The sequence below is a fragment of the Flavobacterium sp. YJ01 genome (genome assembly GCF_029320955.1).
Lineage (GTDB): Bacteria > Bacteroidota > Bacteroidia > Flavobacteriales > Flavobacteriaceae > Flavobacterium.
On record NZ_CP119757.1, the window covers coordinates 4,924,168 to 4,941,877 of the forward strand.

14 protein-coding genes are annotated in these 17,710 nt (G+C 35.7%); 7 read left to right on the top strand and 7 right to left on the bottom strand.

What is annotated here, in order from left to right:
* The 3 genes from P0R33_RS21335 to P0R33_RS21345 all read left to right on the top strand — a co-directional run bounded on the left by P0R33_RS21335 (position 1) and on the right by P0R33_RS21345 (position 5,260).
* The gene (locus P0R33_RS21335) at positions 1–3,171 is read left to right on the top strand and encodes an efflux RND transporter permease subunit (RefSeq protein ID WP_276173177.1); all 3,171 of its coding nucleotides are present in this window, start codon (positions 1–3) and stop codon (positions 3,169–3,171) included.
* An 18-nt stretch (positions 3,172–3,189) separates the two neighbouring features.
* Positions 3,190–4,596, top strand: coding sequence for an efflux transporter outer membrane subunit (locus P0R33_RS21340; RefSeq protein ID WP_276173178.1), 1,407 nt, complete (start codon positions 3,190–3,192; stop codon positions 4,594–4,596).
* 178 nt (positions 4,597–4,774) lie between these two features.
* Positions 4,775–5,260: a hypothetical protein gene (locus tag P0R33_RS21345; protein ID WP_276173179.1), complete on the top strand. Its 486-nt coding sequence runs from the start codon at positions 4,775–4,777 to the stop codon at positions 5,258–5,260.
* A 367-nt stretch (positions 5,261–5,627) separates the two neighbouring features.
* On the opposite strand, the gene fucP is transcribed toward P0R33_RS21345, so the two are convergent.
* The 7 genes from fucP to P0R33_RS21380 form a co-directional block, all read right to left on the bottom strand.
* A complete protein-coding gene (fucP, locus tag P0R33_RS21350; RefSeq protein WP_276173180.1) occupies positions 5,628–6,932 on the bottom strand; it encodes an L-fucose:H+ symporter permease in 1,305 nt (434 codons plus the stop codon).
* Positions 6,933–7,044: 112 nt separating this feature from the next.
* A complete protein-coding gene (locus P0R33_RS21355) occupies positions 7,045–7,485 on the bottom strand; it encodes a MaoC/PaaZ C-terminal domain-containing protein (RefSeq protein ID WP_276173181.1) in 441 nt (146 codons plus the stop codon).
* 98 nt (positions 7,486–7,583) lie between these two features.
* Positions 7,584–8,657, bottom strand: coding sequence for a Gfo/Idh/MocA family oxidoreductase (locus P0R33_RS21360; RefSeq protein WP_276173182.1), 1,074 nt, complete (start codon positions 8,655–8,657; stop codon positions 7,584–7,586).
* 33 nt (positions 8,658–8,690) lie between these two features.
* A complete protein-coding gene (locus P0R33_RS21365) occupies positions 8,691–9,947 on the bottom strand; it encodes an extracellular solute-binding protein (RefSeq protein WP_276173183.1) in 1,257 nt (418 codons plus the stop codon).
* Positions 9,947–11,086, bottom strand: a complete 1,140-nt coding sequence (locus P0R33_RS21370) for a CaiB/BaiF CoA-transferase family protein (protein WP_276173184.1) — start codon at positions 11,084–11,086, stop codon at positions 9,947–9,949. Before P0R33_RS21370 ends, P0R33_RS21365 begins: the two co-directional genes overlap by 1 nt.
* Positions 11,083–12,234, bottom strand: a complete 1,152-nt coding sequence (locus P0R33_RS21375) for a CaiB/BaiF CoA-transferase family protein (protein WP_276173185.1) — start codon at positions 12,232–12,234, stop codon at positions 11,083–11,085. The genes P0R33_RS21370 and P0R33_RS21375 overlap by 4 nt, the downstream gene beginning before the upstream one ends.
* Positions 12,231–13,379, bottom strand: coding sequence for an extracellular solute-binding protein (locus tag P0R33_RS21380; RefSeq protein ID WP_276173186.1), 1,149 nt, complete (start codon positions 13,377–13,379; stop codon positions 12,231–12,233). The genes P0R33_RS21375 and P0R33_RS21380 overlap by 4 nt, the downstream gene beginning before the upstream one ends.
* 366 nt (positions 13,380–13,745) lie before the next feature.
* On the opposite strand from P0R33_RS21380, the gene P0R33_RS21385 reads away from it, so the two are divergent.
* From P0R33_RS21385 to P0R33_RS21400, 4 genes are all read left to right on the top strand, one after another.
* Positions 13,746–14,600, top strand: a complete 855-nt coding sequence (locus P0R33_RS21385; protein WP_276173187.1) for a fumarylacetoacetate hydrolase family protein — start codon at positions 13,746–13,748, stop codon at positions 14,598–14,600.
* Positions 14,601–14,618: 18 nt separating this feature from the next.
* On the top strand, positions 14,619–15,632 hold the full coding sequence (locus tag P0R33_RS21390; RefSeq protein WP_276173188.1) for a zinc-binding alcohol dehydrogenase family protein: 1,014 nt from the start codon (positions 14,619–14,621) through the stop codon (positions 15,630–15,632).
* Between the two features lie 305 nt (positions 15,633–15,937).
* Entirely contained in the window at positions 15,938–16,735 is a 798-nt protein-coding gene (locus tag P0R33_RS21395) for an SDR family oxidoreductase (RefSeq protein ID WP_276173189.1), read from the top strand.
* Between the two features lie 6 nt (positions 16,736–16,741).
* Positions 16,742–17,578, top strand: coding sequence for an amidohydrolase family protein (locus P0R33_RS21400; RefSeq protein ID WP_276173190.1), 837 nt, complete (start codon positions 16,742–16,744; stop codon positions 17,576–17,578).
* Positions 17,579–17,710: the final 132 nt, after the last annotated feature.

A 17,710-nucleotide genomic window follows, 5' to 3' on the forward strand; every position in this document is an offset into this window, starting at 1 on the left:
ATGTTTAAAAAATTTATACAAAGACCCGTACTCTCGACGGTAATATCTGTTATTATCGTCATCTTAGGTGTTTTAGGCCTAATTGAGTTACCGATTTCGCAATATCCAGATATTGCACCGCCAACTGTAAACGTGGCGGCAAGTTATACTGGAGCGAACGCAGACGTAGTATTGAAAAGTATTGTAATTCCGTTGGAAGAGCAGATCAATGGTGTAGAAAACATGACTTACATGACTTCTACAGCAACCAATGACGGAAATGCTTCAATCAAAATTTTCTTTAAAGTAGGAACAAATCCTGATTTGGCAGCGGTAAACGTTCAAAACAGGGTTTCTAGAGCAACGAGTTTATTGCCTGTTGAGGTAACTCAAGCGGGTGTTACGGTGACGAAAAGTCAAAGTAGTAACTTGTTGATTTTCTCTTTATATAGCGATGATAAAGCTTACGATCAGACGTTTCTTCAGAATTACGCTAAGATTAATCTTGTGCCGCAAATCCAGCGTGTTGTTGGAGTAGGAGATGTTACCGTTTTTGGTGCAAAAGATTATTCTATGAGAATCTGGTTGAAACCAGATGTAATGCAGCAATACAAACTGATTCCGAGTGATATTTCGGCAGCTTTAGCAGAACAAAATATAGAAGCAGCGCCAGGTAAATTTGGTGAGAACGGAAATCAAGCTTTTCAATATGTAATTAAATACAAAGGACGTTTAACAAGCGCTCAGGAATTTGAAAATATTGTTATAAAATCGGTTGGAAATGGACAGATGTTGCGTCTTAAAGATGTGGCAAAAGTTGAATTAGGTTCTTTAAGTTATTCTTCAACGATTAAAACAAACGGTGTAGAATCTGCAGCGATGGCCATTAGCCAGACTCCTGGATCGAATGCGCGTGATGTAATTATTAATTCTAAAAAATTAATTGAAGAAGCAGCGAAGAGTTTTCCAAAAGGAATGAAATACACCATTATGGTGGATGTTAACGAAAATCTAGATGCTTCTATTGAGAAAGTTATTCATACTTTGATTGAAGCTTTTATTTTGGTTTTCATCGTAGTGTTTATTTTCCTTCAAGATTTTAGATCAACTTTAATTCCGGCGATTGCGGTTCCAGTTGCAATTGTGGGTACGTTCTTCTTCCTTAATTTATTCGGATTTACAATCAACTTATTAACGCTTTTTGCGATGGTTCTTGCCATTGGTATTGTCGTCGATGATGCGATTGTGGTCGTCGAGGCGGTGCACGCCAAATTGGATGACGGATATAAATCGGCTAAAAAAGCTACCATTCACGCAATGGACGAAATTTCGGGAGCGATTATTTCGATTACTTTGGTAATGGCTGCGGTATTTATTCCGGTAACCTTTATTACGGGATCTACAGGAGTTTTCTACAAACAGTTTGGTATTACATTGGCCGTTGCGATTATTCTTTCTGCGGTAAACGCCTTGACCTTGAGTCCGGCTTTATGTGCGCTTTTATTGAAACCACATGCAGACGATCATAAACATAAAAGTTATTTACAACGTTTTTATACTTCGTTCAACGTTGCGTTTGATAATGTAACACAAAGATATAAGCGTTCGGTAAGTTTTCTTTCTGTGAAAAAATGGATTGCTTTAGCGTCTATCATCATTGCTGGTTTGGCATTAGTTTATATGATGAAAACTACGCCTTCAGCTTTCGTTCCTTCAGAGGATCAAGGAACTGTTTTTGCCAATATTAGTTTACCGCCATCAGCTTCTATGGAGCGTTCGGATATTATTGCAAAAAGAGTTGATAGTATTGCGAAGACTATTCCGGGAGTTAAAAATACACTTCGTATTGTTGGACAAAACTTTACCGCTGGAGCGGGTAGTGCTTACAGTATGGTTATTGTGAAATTGAAACCTTGGGACGAACGTGATCTTAGTGTTGATGACGTAATCGGACAGCTTTTTGCTAAAACAAGCGGAATTCGCGAGGCTAGTATCTTCTTTATTTCGCCACCAACTATTCAAGGTTTTGGACAAAGTGGTGGATTCGAATTCCAATTGCAAGATAAAGGAGGACATACAACGGCTGAATTCTTTAAAGTAAATAATGAATTCTTAGCAAAACTTGCTGAACGTCCAGAAATTCAATACGCGACAACTCCATTTAATCCTGGATTCCCTCAATATATGATGGACATTAATTTAGCGAAAGCGAAAGATGCTGGAGTTTCTGTAAATACGATTCTTTCTACAATGCAAGGATATTATGGTGGATTATATGCTTCGAATTTCAACAAATTCGGAAAACAATATCGTGTAATGGTTCAAGCTGCTCCTGAATTTAGGGCTAACACAGAAGGGCTGAATAAAATCTTCGTTAGAAATAGTGCAGGAAATATGGCGCCAATTACTGAGTTTGTAAAAATGACTAGAGTTTTTGGACCAGAATCGATTTCAAGATTTAACTTATTTACGTCAATTTCGATTACAGGAGCACCAAAACCAGGTTACAGTTCTGGAGATGCAATTAAAGCAATTCAAGAAGTGGCTGCAGAAAATCTTCCAGCGGGTTATGGTTACGAATTTTCTGGATTAACGCGTGAGGAATTAGCTTCTGGAAGTGAAACGATTTTCATTTTCGTATTATGTTTGGTTTTCGTTTACTTCTTGTTAAGTGCACAATACGAAAGTTACATTTTACCATTTGCAGTATTATTATCAATTCCGTTTGGATTAGCGGGAGCCTATTTATTCTCGATTATTTTTAAACTGAATAGCAATATCTACTTACAGATTTCATTAATCATGCTTATCGGACTTCTTGCCAAGAACGGTATTTTGATAGTCGAATTCGCTTTGGATAGAAGGCGTAAAGGCTTGCCAGTCGTACAAGCAGCCATTGAAGGAGCTGTAGCACGTTTACGTCCAATCTTGATGACTTCGTTTGCCTTTATTTTAGGATTAGTTCCGTTGATGTTTGCTTCTGGAGCAGGAGCTGTTGGTAATAAATCGATTGGTACTGGAGCCGTTGGAGGTATGTTAATTGGAACAATCTTGGGAGTTTTCGTAATTCCAGTATTGTTTATCATTTTTCAAAATTTACAAGAAAAAATTAGCGGACCAGCAAAAGACGGTTATGATGATGACGATGACGATGAAGACGAAATTCATTTAATAGAAGCTCACAAAGAGTAAAATTTAATTACAAAAAAGATGACGAATAGTTCAAATAAATATATTTTACTGGTAATAACAGCCGCACTTATTAGTGCGTGCTCTGTTACCAAGAAATACGAACGTCCTACTGATTTAAAAACAGATCAATTGTATCGTGATCAGTCTTCTACAGATTCGACCACAATTGCTGATATGCCTTGGAATACTGTTTTTAAAGATGAAAAACTAAATGCTTTAATTCAAAAAGGATTAGATCAAAATCTTAATCTTAAAAATGCGATTGAAAACATTGTACAAGCAAGAGCTTCATTACGTCAAAGTAAATTAGCTTATTACCCAACTTTACAATTGGATGCAAGTGCTACTCACAATAAACAATCTCAGGCGGGACTTAACTTTCCTCCGGGTATCAATATTAATACCTTGACAACAACCTATAAATTAGGAGCAAGTACGTCTTGGGAAATTGATGTTTGGGGAAAACTAAGCAGTTCTAAAAGAGCAGCGTTGGCAACTTATTTAGCAACTGATGCTGCAAAACAAGCAGTTCAAACGCAATTGATTGCAGATATTGCCAATAATTACTTTTTGTTGTTAGCTTACGATAAACAGTTGGAAATTACAGAACAGACTTTAAAAACGCGTATCGAAAATGTTGAAACAATTAAAGCTTTAAAAGAAGGGGCAATTGTAACAGGAGCAGCAGTTGTTCAGAGTGAAGCCAATCAGCATGCAGCAGAGGTTCTTATTCCAGATTTAAAGCAAAGTATTCGAGAAACAGAAAATGCTTTGAATATTTTATTAGGACAAGGTCCAGCACCAATTGATAGAGGTGTTTTGGGAACGCAAATTATTCCTGAAAAGATTGCTATAGGTGTACCTTCACAGTTATTAGAAAATCGTCCAGATGTTCGTCAAGCGGAATTTAATTTCAGAGTCGCTTTTGAATCAACTAATTTGGCTAAAACTTACTTCTATCCAAGTTTGACACTTACAGCAAGTACAGGATTTTCGAATTTAGAGTTGAAAGATTTCTTTAGCAATTCTATTTTCTACTCTATTATAGGCGGATTAACACAGCCAATATTTAATCAAGGACTTAATAAAATGAGATTGACAATGGCTCAGTCACAACAATTGCAAGCCTATAATAATTTTCAACAAAGTCTTTTAGTTGCAGGTCAGGAAGTTTCTAATGCTTTGTATTCGTACCAAATGGCTGTTGAGAAAGTAGATTCGAGAACCAAACAAATTGCAGCTTTGGAAAAAGCAGTCGACTTTACAGAACAGCTTTTAGAGTATAGTTCTGCAACCAATTATACAGATGTATTAACATCTCAACAAAATCTTTTGGCAGCCCAATTAAGTGGAGTAGCCGATAATTTGCAAAAATTACAAGCCGTTATTAATTTGTACCGTGCCTTGGGTGGTGGTTGGAAATAATTGTTATTTATAATGAAAAAAACGCCTCATAACTGAGGCGTTTTTTTATAAATGTATATCGGCTGAAAAGTACTATTCGTCGATTAGTTTCGTGTTTCCGTATAATGAATACGATAAGTTTAAATATTGGCATTAATTTCGATTCATATCTACTAAAATAAATTTAAAACTAAAGATCATGAAAAAATTAGTATTCGCCTCAGTACTCTTTATGAGTGTATTTTTCGCCCAAGCGCAAGTATCAATTAATGTAAATATTGGAACGCCGCCAAATTGGGGACCACAAGGTTACGATGACAGCAGATACTATTTTCTGCCAGATATCGATGTGTATTATGATGTAAATCAGAGTGTATTTATCTACGATAATGGAGGAAGATGGATTCGTGAAAAAAGACTTCCTTCAAGATATAGAAATTATGACTTGTATTCTGGTTACAAAGTTGTATTAACAGATTATAGAGGAGATGCTCCTTATAGTTATCATGCTAAACACGTAAAAGCTTATCCGAAAGGTTATCACGGAAAACCTCAAAAAAATAGAGGAGAAAAGCCTAAAGGCAACAACGGAAACCACTACGGAAATGATAAAGGAAACAAAGGAAAAAATAACTCCAAACAGTCAGACAAAAACCACGATCACGGAAACGGCAAACACCGTTAATTCTAAACATGACTAAGAGAAAACGCCCCCAATTTGGAGGCGTTTTTGATTTTTTATAGCCACTAATTACACGAATTAGCACGAATTTTTATTTTATAAAAGGTTGTAATTTATGCTAATTCATGGCTAAAATGAATTGCCTCTAGCTTTAGCTGGAGGTTCATAGATGTTGTATTCGTTGGCTTTAGCCAAACTAATCGAAAAGTTTGGCTAAAGCCTTTTTATTTGCAACAAACAAAAAGCCTCCAGCTAAAGCTAGAGGCAATTGATATTTAAATATTTTATTTAAAAATAAATTTGTGCTAATTCGTGCAATTTGTGGCTTTAAAAAAAATCCTTTTACTCCAAATAATTCGTGACAAAAAAACTATTCCGATACTGTTTTCACTTTATGTCCAAAAAGACCAAAAGAAAGAATAATCAAGAAACAAACCAACGGAATAATATATCCAGATTGGATATCATCATGATTCATATCGATTAAAGTTCCCATTCCGTACGGAATAATGGCCCCTCCAACGATCGACATCACTAACCAAGAAGAACCCGTTTCTGTATTAGATTTTAAGCCCTTAATTCCTAAAGAAAATATAGTTGGAAACATAATTGACATGAAGAACCCAATTCCGCCAAGAGCGTAAATAACCACAATTCCTGAACCGTAAATAGCTACTAAACATAGTAAAACACTCATTACGCAGTAGATGGACAATAAAACATAATCTTTTACAAAACGTAAAAAGAAAGTTCCAATAAAACGTCCTGCCATAAAAAGGAAACCGTAAATACCTAAATAATATCCAGCTGTTTTTTCGTCCAATCCTGCGCCTTGTTGTGCAATTCTGATAAAGAAACTAGTAATGCAAACTTGCGCACCAACATAAAAGAATTGAGCAATAACTCCCCAGCTTAAATGTCTGAATTTTAAAACAGAGAAAAACCCAGGTTTGATTTCAGCTTCTGCGTGTGTAGCTTTCATTGAAGGTAATTGTACGAAGTAAAATATAATAGCAACCAAAACCAAAATGCTTCCCAAAACGATGTAAGGCATTTTTACAGAAGCAGCTTCCCCTAATAAATAAGCAGCCTTTTCAGCTTCAGGCATTGCTGCCATTTGTTCTGGCGTATGATTGGTTCCTGAAAGAATAAATAACGAACCCACAATAGGAGCAACCATTGCAGCCAATCCGTTGAAAGAAGCCGCTAAATTCAATCTTTTAGAGGAAGATTCAGCAGGTCCTAAAATCGCTGCGTATGGGTTTGCACTGGTTTCTAAAATGGTTAAACCGCAACCAATTACAAATAAAGCGAATAAAAATAATTCGTAAGTTCTTGTATTAGCGGCAGGAACGAACAAAAATGCTCCAGCGGCAAAAACTAGTAATCCAGTTATGATACTGTTTTTATAACCAAATCTTTTAATCAACATTCCCGCAGGAATTGCCATTATAAAATAAGCGAAGAATACAGAAGTATCAATTAAAGTAGATTGACGGTTGTTTAATTCACACGCTTTCTTTAAGTGCGGAATCAAGACAGAATCAAGATTATGAGCCATTCCCCAAAGAAAAAATAGGCAGGTAACTAATATAAAAGGAAGCAGATATTGTTTTTGATTTCCGCCTTCTGTCGGCACTTCGTGTTGATCGCCGGCTTGGTTTGTAATTTGCATTTAGATAGTTTTTTTAGTTTATTTTTAGGTTCAAAGGTTCAAAGTGACAAAGGTTCAAAGTGAAGAAACCTCTGTTCCTTTGCACCTCTGAACCTTTGTCCCTAGAAGAAAATTATTTTTTCTTTACCAAAAGTAAATGATCACAAACCAAAACGACTTCACCGCGCTGATTAATGATTTCTACATGTTCTGTTACAGTTCCCATTTCTGGATTTTTAGCTTCTCCTTTCTCAGAAATTGTGATTTCAGAATGAATAGTGTCGCCGATATGAACAGGTTTTACAAAACGCATTTTGTCGTAACCTCTAGAAAAGGCTTCTGGATTTATTTCCGAAGCAGTTAATCCAATTCCGATGGCAAAAACCATTGTTCCGTGTGCAATTCTTTGTCCGAATGGTTGTGTTTTGCACCATTCTTCGTCCATGTGGTGCGGGAAGAAATCTCCTGTGTGTCCGGCATGAACTACGAAGTCAGTTTCTGTGATTGTTCTGCCTAATGTTACTCGTTTGTCGTCGATTTGGTAATCTTCGAAAAAAGTCGATTTAAAATACATATTATAGCTATTTTTTGTCGGCCTTACTTTAAAAAATACGTTTGTTTTGAAGAAGGCTTAAATTTGTTTTTTTTTGGTTTTGAAATATAGTGTTTTAATTACACTTCATCAAAGGAAATTCCACCGTTTTTACTGCTCGCGTAACAAGCTTCTACAACTTTCATCGTGCCTAACACATCTTGAACACTTGCAGATAATATTTCGTCAGAACCTTCTTTGTAACGCATCAGATTAGACATTGCGCCAATAAAAGCTTCAGGAAACCAAGAACCTTCTAATTTTACTTCTGTCCATTCGTATTCATTTTCATTATCTTTTTTTGGTAAAGCGTACTCAAAAACGTCAGGAAGACCGTCAGGATAGTTCATTAACAAGCCCATTTTTGCTTTAACAGCGCCTTTTGTCCCTTCCCATTTAATGTAGCTTTCTTCGTGTTTTGGACCAAAGTGATGATCGTGATTCGTATTGATTACAACATGCTTGTCTTCACCATAATCCAAGATAATCGTAGATCTGCTTGATGATAATTTTTTAAGCGGATGTTTAGCCGTTTTTGCCATAACACTTTTCGGATTTCCCAGAAAAGATCGAATGCAGTCAATATAATGCACGCTGTGGAAAAGAATTTCCAATCTTGGATGTTCTTTTATTAAAGGAAACAATTCCCAAGGTGTATTTACGGTAACTTTAAATTCTAAATCATATAATTCGCCAATAATTCCCTGATCGATTAAATATCTGGCAGCACTTACAAATGAAGCAAAACGCAATTGGAAATTGATGGCAGCGACAAGATTTTTTCTTTCGCAAACCGCTACAATTTCACGTGCTTGAGCTAAATCATTTCCCATTGGTTTCTGAATCAAAACCGCAGCACCGTCTGGCAATTGTTCCAGAATTTCTATGTATTGATCAGGTAAAACCGTAATATCGTAAACAGCGTTTGATGGCGCATTTTTTACTGCATCGGCAACACTTTCAAAAACATGATCTATTTTGAATTGTTTCTGTAAATCGTATGCTTTCGAAATCGTTCTGTTAGTAATACCAAAAACTTTAAAACCAGCCATTTCGTAAGCAGGAAGATGTGCATCTTTTACAATACCGCTCGCTCCAATAATCACAATGGGCTGTTCTGTTTGGGGAAGTAAAGGTTTATAGGGAATATTCATTTGTTCTATATTTTGAAATTAAGCCCGTCAAGTTTAATTTTTGACAGAGCCGTGTAATGTTGTTCCTTGACTTAGTTTTCTTATTTTCTTTTGAGTTTCTTCTAAAAGTATATCTGATGAAATATCAGTTTCAATGGCTTTTAAAACCGCGCCGTCAATAAGTTCGGCTACTTTTGGCCAGATTGGAGTTTGAGGAAGTGTTAATGCATTTTCATGAAGCATTTCCAGTTTATGATAAAATGGAATTAAAGTATTAATTTCTGCATCTTTCCAAGTCGATTTTCGGCATCCGATTCCGCCTTCCGTAGTTAATAATTTATCGCTTTCGGGCGTTGTAGCAAAACGTAAAAAATCGTAAGCCAGTTTTTTATGTTTGCTTCCAGAACCAATGGTATACAACCAATATACATTCAAAGAAGCTGTCTTATGACCTGGATCAGATGGAAGAGAAGTGATGTCAATTTTTCCTTTCACTTTCGATTCTTCAATTACTTCCGCCATAGAAGCAAACCCGAACCAGTTGATAGCCATTGCCGCTTGTCCTTCGGCGAAAGCCAAACCTGCTTCAACCGAGCCAAATTCTCTCGATTTTGGATGAACAGCATTTGCATCATTGACCATTTTTCGATAAAAATCTAATGCTTTTATCGCCGCTTCATTATGAATATCAATCTGATTTTTTTTGTTTAATAAAGAACCTCCGCGTGTCCATAATTGCAGACAGAAGTCAAAAACCATATTATGTCCGTCAGGATAATTGGCAAAAACAGCACCATATAAATTTTGTTCGGGACGATTAAAGAATGTAGCAATTTCTGAAAATTCCTGCCACGTTTTTGGCGTCGAAAGTTCGTAACCAAATTGCTTTTTAAAATTCTCCTTTTCTGTTTCGTTTTCGAATAAATCTTTTCGGTAAATTAAACATTCTGGACCGTCGTGAAATGGAAGTCCGAAAATGCCATTACTTAATTTCTGCAAATGCAACAGCGATTTATGCCATCCAAAAGGATAATTTTCTGGGGGATTTTCTCCAATTAATGAAAATAAATTAAGAACCGCATTTTCGTTTGCAGCATCAAAAATCCAATCGGTATTGATATGAGCAATATCCCATTTTCCTTCTTTTAAACCTTTATCTGAAATGGTAGTTTCATATAAATCATGAAGTTCTAAGGCAACCATTTCCGCTTCAATTTTTAGATTGTTTTGAAGTGAAAATGCATCCCATAATTTTCGAAGTGTACTTTCGAAAGGATCGAATTTACGAACGGCGATTCTAATTTTTTCCATTAACAGTCTATAAATTCTTTAATAATTTTCTCGTTGTCTTGCCCCAGTTTCGGCGAACCTTTTTCTGAAGTCAGATATTCTCCGTCAATTTTTATGGGACAGCGTGTAGTTTTGTACTTATAGCCGTCCAACATTTCGACTTGCTGCGTAAAATTCAAAACCTTGAATCCATCTTCAGCAAATAACTGCTGATAGTTTAAAACTCCTGCGCACCAAATGTCTGCGGGTTCTAAAATATCCAGCCAAAATTGTGTTTCCTGAGTTTGCAAATGATCGGCAAGGATATTTTTGATTTCGTCTCTAAGCGTGAATTTATTTTCTGGGAAAGCCAATAAAGCGTCACATTGTAGCAAAGAAGCCAAAACAGGAATCGACCCCATTGCTAATGCCAAATAGCCGTTTTTAGTTTTGTAAATTCCGTATGGCGCGCCCAAATAAGCGTGTGCATTATTGGTTTTGGTTCGAACTGGCAATTCACCTCCGTCATTAAAGAAGGTCGTAATCGTTTCAAACTGAAAATCAAATGCCGATTCAAGCATGCTGACTTGTATTTGTGCGCCAATATTATGAGTTGCTTTTCTATATAAAGCGGCCAAAATTCCCTGTGCCAAATGCGCTCCAGCAAGCATATCAACAATCGACAATCCCATCGGAACTGGACCATCTTCTTGATTGCCGCTTAACCAAGTTAAAGCGGTTAAAGATTGTAAAAGCAAATCTTGTCCTGGTAAATCTTTCAAATCGGGATGTTCTCCAAAACCCGAAATAGATCCGTAAATCACATTTGGATTAATGCTTTTTACGTCATCATAACTTAGTCCAATGCGTTCCATAACTCCAGGTCTGAAATTATGCATCACAACATCAGCTTTGGCTAATATTTTTTTTAGTTTTTGAAGCTCTTCTGGCTGTTTAAAATCAATTGCAAAAGATTCTTTGTTTCTGTTGATGGTATGAAAAACAGACGATTCGCCGTTCATAATCAAATCAGAAGTATATAAAGTACGGCAGATATCTCCCGTTCCCGGTTTTTCAATTTTTATCACACGCGCTCCCAAATCAGCCAAACGCAAACTCGCCGACGGACCCGAAAGAAACTGACTGAAATCTACAATTAAATAATCTTCTAATGGTTTCATTTCAAGTTGTTTAAAAATTGTTCGTGTATGCTTAAATTATCTTGTCCAACTTTTGGTGCGGCTTTTTCACTTAATAATATCTTACCATCCAACTGAATTGGACTTCTAGTAGTTACCATCGTTTCGCCTTCGGTATTTTTTACGGTTTGTTTCAGCTGTAATTCATTTACAAAAGGCTGACTATCTAGTTCTTCGTAATTGAAAACTTTTCCGCACCAAATACCTTCTTTCTGCAATATTTCAATCCAATAATCAGAAGTTTGGGTTTGAATTCTTTCGCTTAAAATCGTTCTGATTTCGTCGCGCTTTTCAAACCAAAGATGTTTATCTGCAAAGGCATTTAAATCTAAACCTAAAGTTTTTCCAATAAAAAGTAAATCGCCCATAGCAAGAGATAAAAAGCCGTCTTGTGTTTGGTAAACGCCGTAAGGTGCACTTAAAAAAGCATGTGCACTTCCTTTAATATCACCACGTTCAGGTAATTGACCGCCATCATTTAAGAAAGAAGTAATCGCTTCGAATTGGACATCGAGAATAGATTCCAGCAAACTGACTTCTACCAAAACGCCTTTTTTAGTTTTGGCTCTTTTTAAAAGCGCTGCTAAAATTCCTTGTACAAAATGATTCCCGCACATTAAATCGGCTACAGCCAAACCAAAAGGAACTGGGCCTTGACTTTTGCGTCCGCTTAACCAGCTTAATCCAGAAAGCGATTGTAATAATAAATCTTGGCCCGGTTTTTTTGCCCACGGACCTTCATTTCCGTAACCAGTTATGGTTCCGTAAATAATCTGCGGATTAATAGAAAGTGTATTTTCAAAATCTAAACCGATTTTTTCCATCACGCCAGGTCTGAAATTATGTGTCATAATATCTGCCTTTTCGATTAGTTTTTTGATTAAAACCAAATCGTCAGGATTTTTTAAATCGGCTGCAAAAGATTCTTTATTTCTGTTAATCGTATGAAAAAGTAAACTACTGTCGTCTACAAATAAATCTTTGATGCTCAATTGTCTGCAGGCTTCACCTTTTATAGGACGCTCGATTTTGATAACACGTGCGCCCAAATCGGCTAGTTTTAATCCAGCTGAAGGTCCTGCCAAAAACTGACAGAATTCCAGAACAACTAATCCTTCTAAAGGTCTCATACGGTTTGGATTTTTAGAGATTCCGCGTAAAGCGAATTCATTTCTTCCAACACTTTTAATTCGTCTCCGCCATTCATCAAATAATTGCGAACCACATCTCCAGCATGATCTTGGAAATACATGTGACCGTAATATCTCGGACGAAGGAAAGCACGTTCTAACGCAGGAAGTGTATTTTTGAAATAATCGTGCGTCACGCCATTAATTCTTTCGCTTTTCCAAGCTTGCAAATGCCCTGGCTGACCGCCATTATCAGTATAAATATTCTGCTGAACTTGCGATGAACAAGTAAATTCAGCGTATTTTATTGCAGTTTCAATATGTTGGCTGAATGAAGAAACAGCCAATCCAGTTCCTCCCAAAGAAGAAATCATCGGATTGTCATTTAGTTTTACTAAATCATAAAAATGTAAAAGGTTTTGGCTGTAGCCAATGCGAGAATAATTAGAATAACCATAAGCAAAAGGGCAATAGGCAATTTCGTTTGAATTAACCATTGCTTCGTAAACCTGAATAGGATTACGGTTAAAGTTTGCGGGATCAATCAACTGCGCCAATTCTCTAAACATTTGAAGGGCTTTGATTCCTGTAGTTTCAGAAATTACTTTTTCTTCAGAAAGAAAAGGAGCTTCGCCTAAACTACAGCAAAACATATAAAAACTCATTAAAACATCTACAGGAATTCCAGCGAAAGCGACTAAACCTTTTTTCGCTAAAGCCAATAAATCTTCGTAAGTTTTAGGAACTTCTAAATCATTTTTTTCTAAAATATCCAAGCGGGCAGAGGCAACTGGAGTTGCAGCATCAATAGGAAGCGCCCATAATTTGTCGTGAAAAACATAACTTCCGTACGATTTTCCAACCGTATTACTTTCTTGGTCTTTAATATATTCGTTTGATAAATAATCAGATAACGGAAGAATCGCTTTGGTTTGCGCTCCAAAACCAGTCCAAGGATGATCGATTACCAATAAATCAAATCTTTTGGCTAGGTCTTCGATAGAAGCATCGGCAAATTCTTGTAAACTTCTTTTCTCCCAAGAAATTTCAACATCAGGATGTAGTTCAGTAAAACGCTGCGATGTAGCAACCATTGGAAGCAAACCTCTTGTATGGTTCCAAGTTATGCCTTTTAATTTTATCATTTTTATATAGGAATTTTTGAGTAGTGAAATCGATTGAAATAATAAATGTAAAAAATACAATTACAAAAGTAGAAATAAGATTTAAATGAACAAGGAATCCGTTCTTTTTAAGAAATCTTTTTTACATAAAGTGATAATTAGTGATGTAATTTTTACAAACCGTCTAAAAAATGTTATAAAAATTTAAAGTTTAGCCATTTTAAGAATAGGAAAACGAAATATATCTCGAATATTAATTTTTAAAAAGTATTTTTGTAATTGTATTTTTTACATTTATTAATTTTGATTTGTTCTTTTTGAAAGATTTTTAATTTATAAATGGAGAATTACAATTGAAAATAAACTAACAATTAAAAATATACGATTATGAAATTAATACGTTTTGGAGAAATCGGAAAAGAGAAACCTGGAGTTTTGATTGGAGAAAAGAGATATGATGTTTCTTCGATTGTAACCGATTTTAACGAAAGTTTCTTTGACGAAAACGGATTAGAAAAATTACAAAAAGCATTAGAAAGTAACCCGACATTACCAGAAGTTGACGCTTCTGTACGATTGGGTTCGCCTGTTGCGAGACCTTCAAAAATTATCTGCATTGGATTGAATTATATTGATCACTGTAAAGAAACAAATGCTCCAATTCCGACAGAACCTATTATTTTCTTTAAATCAACAACTTCTTTGTGCGGTCCAGATGATAATTTGATTATTCCAAAGAATAGTGAAAAAACAGATTGGGAAGTAGAATTGGCTTTTGTTGTGGGTAAAAAAGCAAGTTACGTTGAAGAAGCTGAAGCTTTAGATTATGTTGCAGGTTATGCTTTATTGAATGATTATAGTGAAAGAGCTTTTCAGCTAGAGCGTGGCGGACAATGGGCGAAAGGAAAAGGAAGTGACACTTTTGCGCCTCTTGGACCATTTTTGGCAACAAAAGATGAAATTGCAGATGTTGACAATTTAAAGATGTGGCTGACGGTAAACGGTAAAAAATATCAAGACAGTAATACTTTAAATTTAGTTTTCAAAATTCCTTATTTAGTGCATTATTTAAGTCAGTTTATGACTTTGCTTCCTGGCGATATCATCAGTACAGGAACGCCTCCGGGAGTTGGTTTAGGAATTAAACCAGATCCGATTTACATTAAAGCTGGCGATGTTGTGGAATTAGGAATTGAAGGTTTAGGAACAAGCAAACAAAAGGCTGTAGCATATCAAAAATAAAAATTAAGAAAGTATAAAATGAAATATATAGTTTGCGAAAAACCACAGGAATTTCTACTAAAAGAAACCAGTATTCCAGAACCAAAAGAAGGTGAAGTTTTATTGAAAATTAAAAGAATCGGAATCTGCGGAACTGATATTCACGCTTTTGGCGGTACTCAGCCATATTTTGAATATCCAAGAATTTTAGGTCACGAATTGGCGGCTGAATATGTAAAAGGGAATGCAGCAGGTTTTAAACCGGGAGATAAAGTAACTTTTATTCCGTATTTCAACTGCGGAAAATGTGTGGCTTGTAGAAACGGATTGACAAATTGCTGTGTAAATATCAAAGTTTTCGGAGTTCATATTGATGGCGGAATGGCTGAATATGTTTCGATTCCAGAACAATATTTATTGCATGGTCAAGGTTTAGATTATGACGAATTGGCTTTGGTTGAACCTTTGGCAATTGCAGCACATGGCGTAAGAAGAGCGGCAGTAAAACCGACAGACACCGTTTTGGTAATGGGAGCAGGACCAATCGGAATTGGCTTGATTCAGTTTGCTAAAATTGCCGGAGCTAAAGTGATTGTTATGGATATTAACGATTATAGATTGAATTTCTGTAAAGAACAGTTACAAGCAGACGAAACGATTAATCCGTTAAACGATGATGTTGCGCAAAAATTAGCCGAATTGACAAACGGTGATATGGCAAATGTGGTTATTGACGCTACAGGAAACCAGAAAGTAATGAATAGTGCTTTTAATTATATTTCACACGGCGGAAGATTTGTTTTGGTTGGACTTCAGAAGGGAGAATTAAGTTTTAGTCATCCAGATTTCCACAAAAGAGAATCAACTTTAATGAGCAGTAGAAATGCAACAATTGAAGATTTCGAATATGTGATGAAATGTTTAAAAGAAGGAAAAATCGATCCTAAAAAATACATTACGCACAGAACAAGTTTCTCTGAAATGATAACTGATTTTGGGAATTTAATTGATCCAAAGAATAATGTGATCAAAGCATTAATTGAAATAGACTAAAAGTATATTGTAAAGTACTGTTTGTCACTTCAACGAAGGAGAAATCTTCACGAGTAGCTCCATCAAGAAATTCGCCAATCTTTGTTGAGTTTCTTGCGAAGATTTCTCCTTCGTCGAAATGACAAAAATGCTGCAAAAATATTGAACACATAGAAACATAGATTTTTTGTTAAAAAAAAGAGAATAAAAAAGAAACTAGTTTCTTAACACATAGCTATGTGTGTTAATGCAAGTGAAACGCCTTTTAAACGATTTTAAAAACTATGTTTCTATGTGTTTTAAATAAATCTTTAATACCCACAAAAATGGATTTAAACTTAAAAAATAAAATAGTTGTCGTTTCTGGTTCGGCTGGAAAAGAAGGCAGTATCGGAGAAACAATCGTGAATAGATTGGCAGATGAAGGAGCAATTCCGGTTTTAGTTGACAGAAACGCAAGAGGTTTCGAATACGTGGAAAGACTTCAAAAAAGAGGTGTTAATTCACTATTTGTGCAAACTGATGTAACAGATCCTGTTGCGATAGAAAATGCTGTAAAAGTAATTGGAGCAAAATACGGTAGAATTGATGCCATCATAAATAATGTTGGTGTAAATGATGGAGCAGGATTAGACGCTTCTTACGAGGAATTTATGGATTCTTTGAAACTGAATGTTGTTAGTTACTTTTTACTGGCGAAGTATTCGCTTCCCTACCTAAAAGAATCAAAAGGAAATATTTTAAATATCGGTTCAAAAGTTGCTTTAACAGGGCAGGGTGGAACTTCTGGTTACGCTGCTGCGAAAGGTGGCGTTTTGGGCTTAACTAGAGAATGGGCGGTAGATTTGATTCAGTTTGGAATCCGTTCGAATGCGATTATTATTGCAGAAAGTTACACACCAGCTTACGAAGATTGGATTAAAACATTGCCAGATGGAGAGGCAGTTTTGAAAAAAATTAGTAAAACGATTCCATTAGAAAGTCGAATGACTAAAACAGAAGAAATTGCAGATACGGCGCTTTTCGTCATTTCAGAAAAATCATCACATACTACGGGACAATTTGTTTTTGTGGATGGAGGTTACGTACATTTAGACCGCGCATTAATCAGCGATGTTAACTAAAAAGATATGAGTAAAAGAATAGATTCCCATCAGCATTTTTGGAAGTTCGATCCCGTTAGAGACAGTTGGATTGATGAATCGATGCAGAATATCCAAAGAGATTTTCTTCCAGAAGATTTACTGCCGTTATTAAAAGAAAACCAGTTTGAAGGTTGCGTTGCTGTTCAAGCAAGTCAATCGGAGGAAGAAACGCATTTCTTATTGGATTTAGCTTCTAAAAATGATTTCATAAAAGGAGTTGTCGGCTGGGTAGATTTGCGAAGTGAGAATATCGAAGAACGTTTGCAATTCTTTTCAGATCAAAAAAAACTGAAAGGTTTCAGGCACGTTGTTCAAGGTGAAGCGGATGATTTTATGTTCGGAACAGGATTCAGAAGAGGAATCACAGCTTTAAAACCATTTAATTATACTTACGATATATTGATTTTTGAACGTCAATTACCAGCAGCAATAAGTTTGGTGAAAGATTTTCCAAATCAAAAGTTTGTAATAGATCATATTGCCAAACCAGATATTAAATCAGAAACTATTTATTCTTGGAAAAGCGGCATTGAAGAAATTGCAAAATACGACAATGTTTGGTGTAAAATCTCAGGAATGGTCACAGAAGCCGATTGGAAAAATTGGAAACCAGAAGATTTAAAACCGTATTTAGATGTAATTTTTGAAAACTTTTCAGTTGATAAATTAATGTATGGTTCAGATTGGCCAGTTTTAAACGTAGCTTCAGATTATAATGAAGTAGTAAAAACATTGGAAGATTATATTTCGAAGTATTCGATTGAAGACCAGAATAAGATTTGGTTTGAGAATGCGAACGAATTTTATAAACTAAACAGTTAGATTTTTTTCTAAACCATATAAGTGATATAAGTTCATTTAATAAATGCGAATAAAAAATCTCGCAAAGACGCCAAGTCGCTAAGAAAATAAAACTTTGCGACTTGGCGTCTTTGCGAGAACTAATTAAGAACC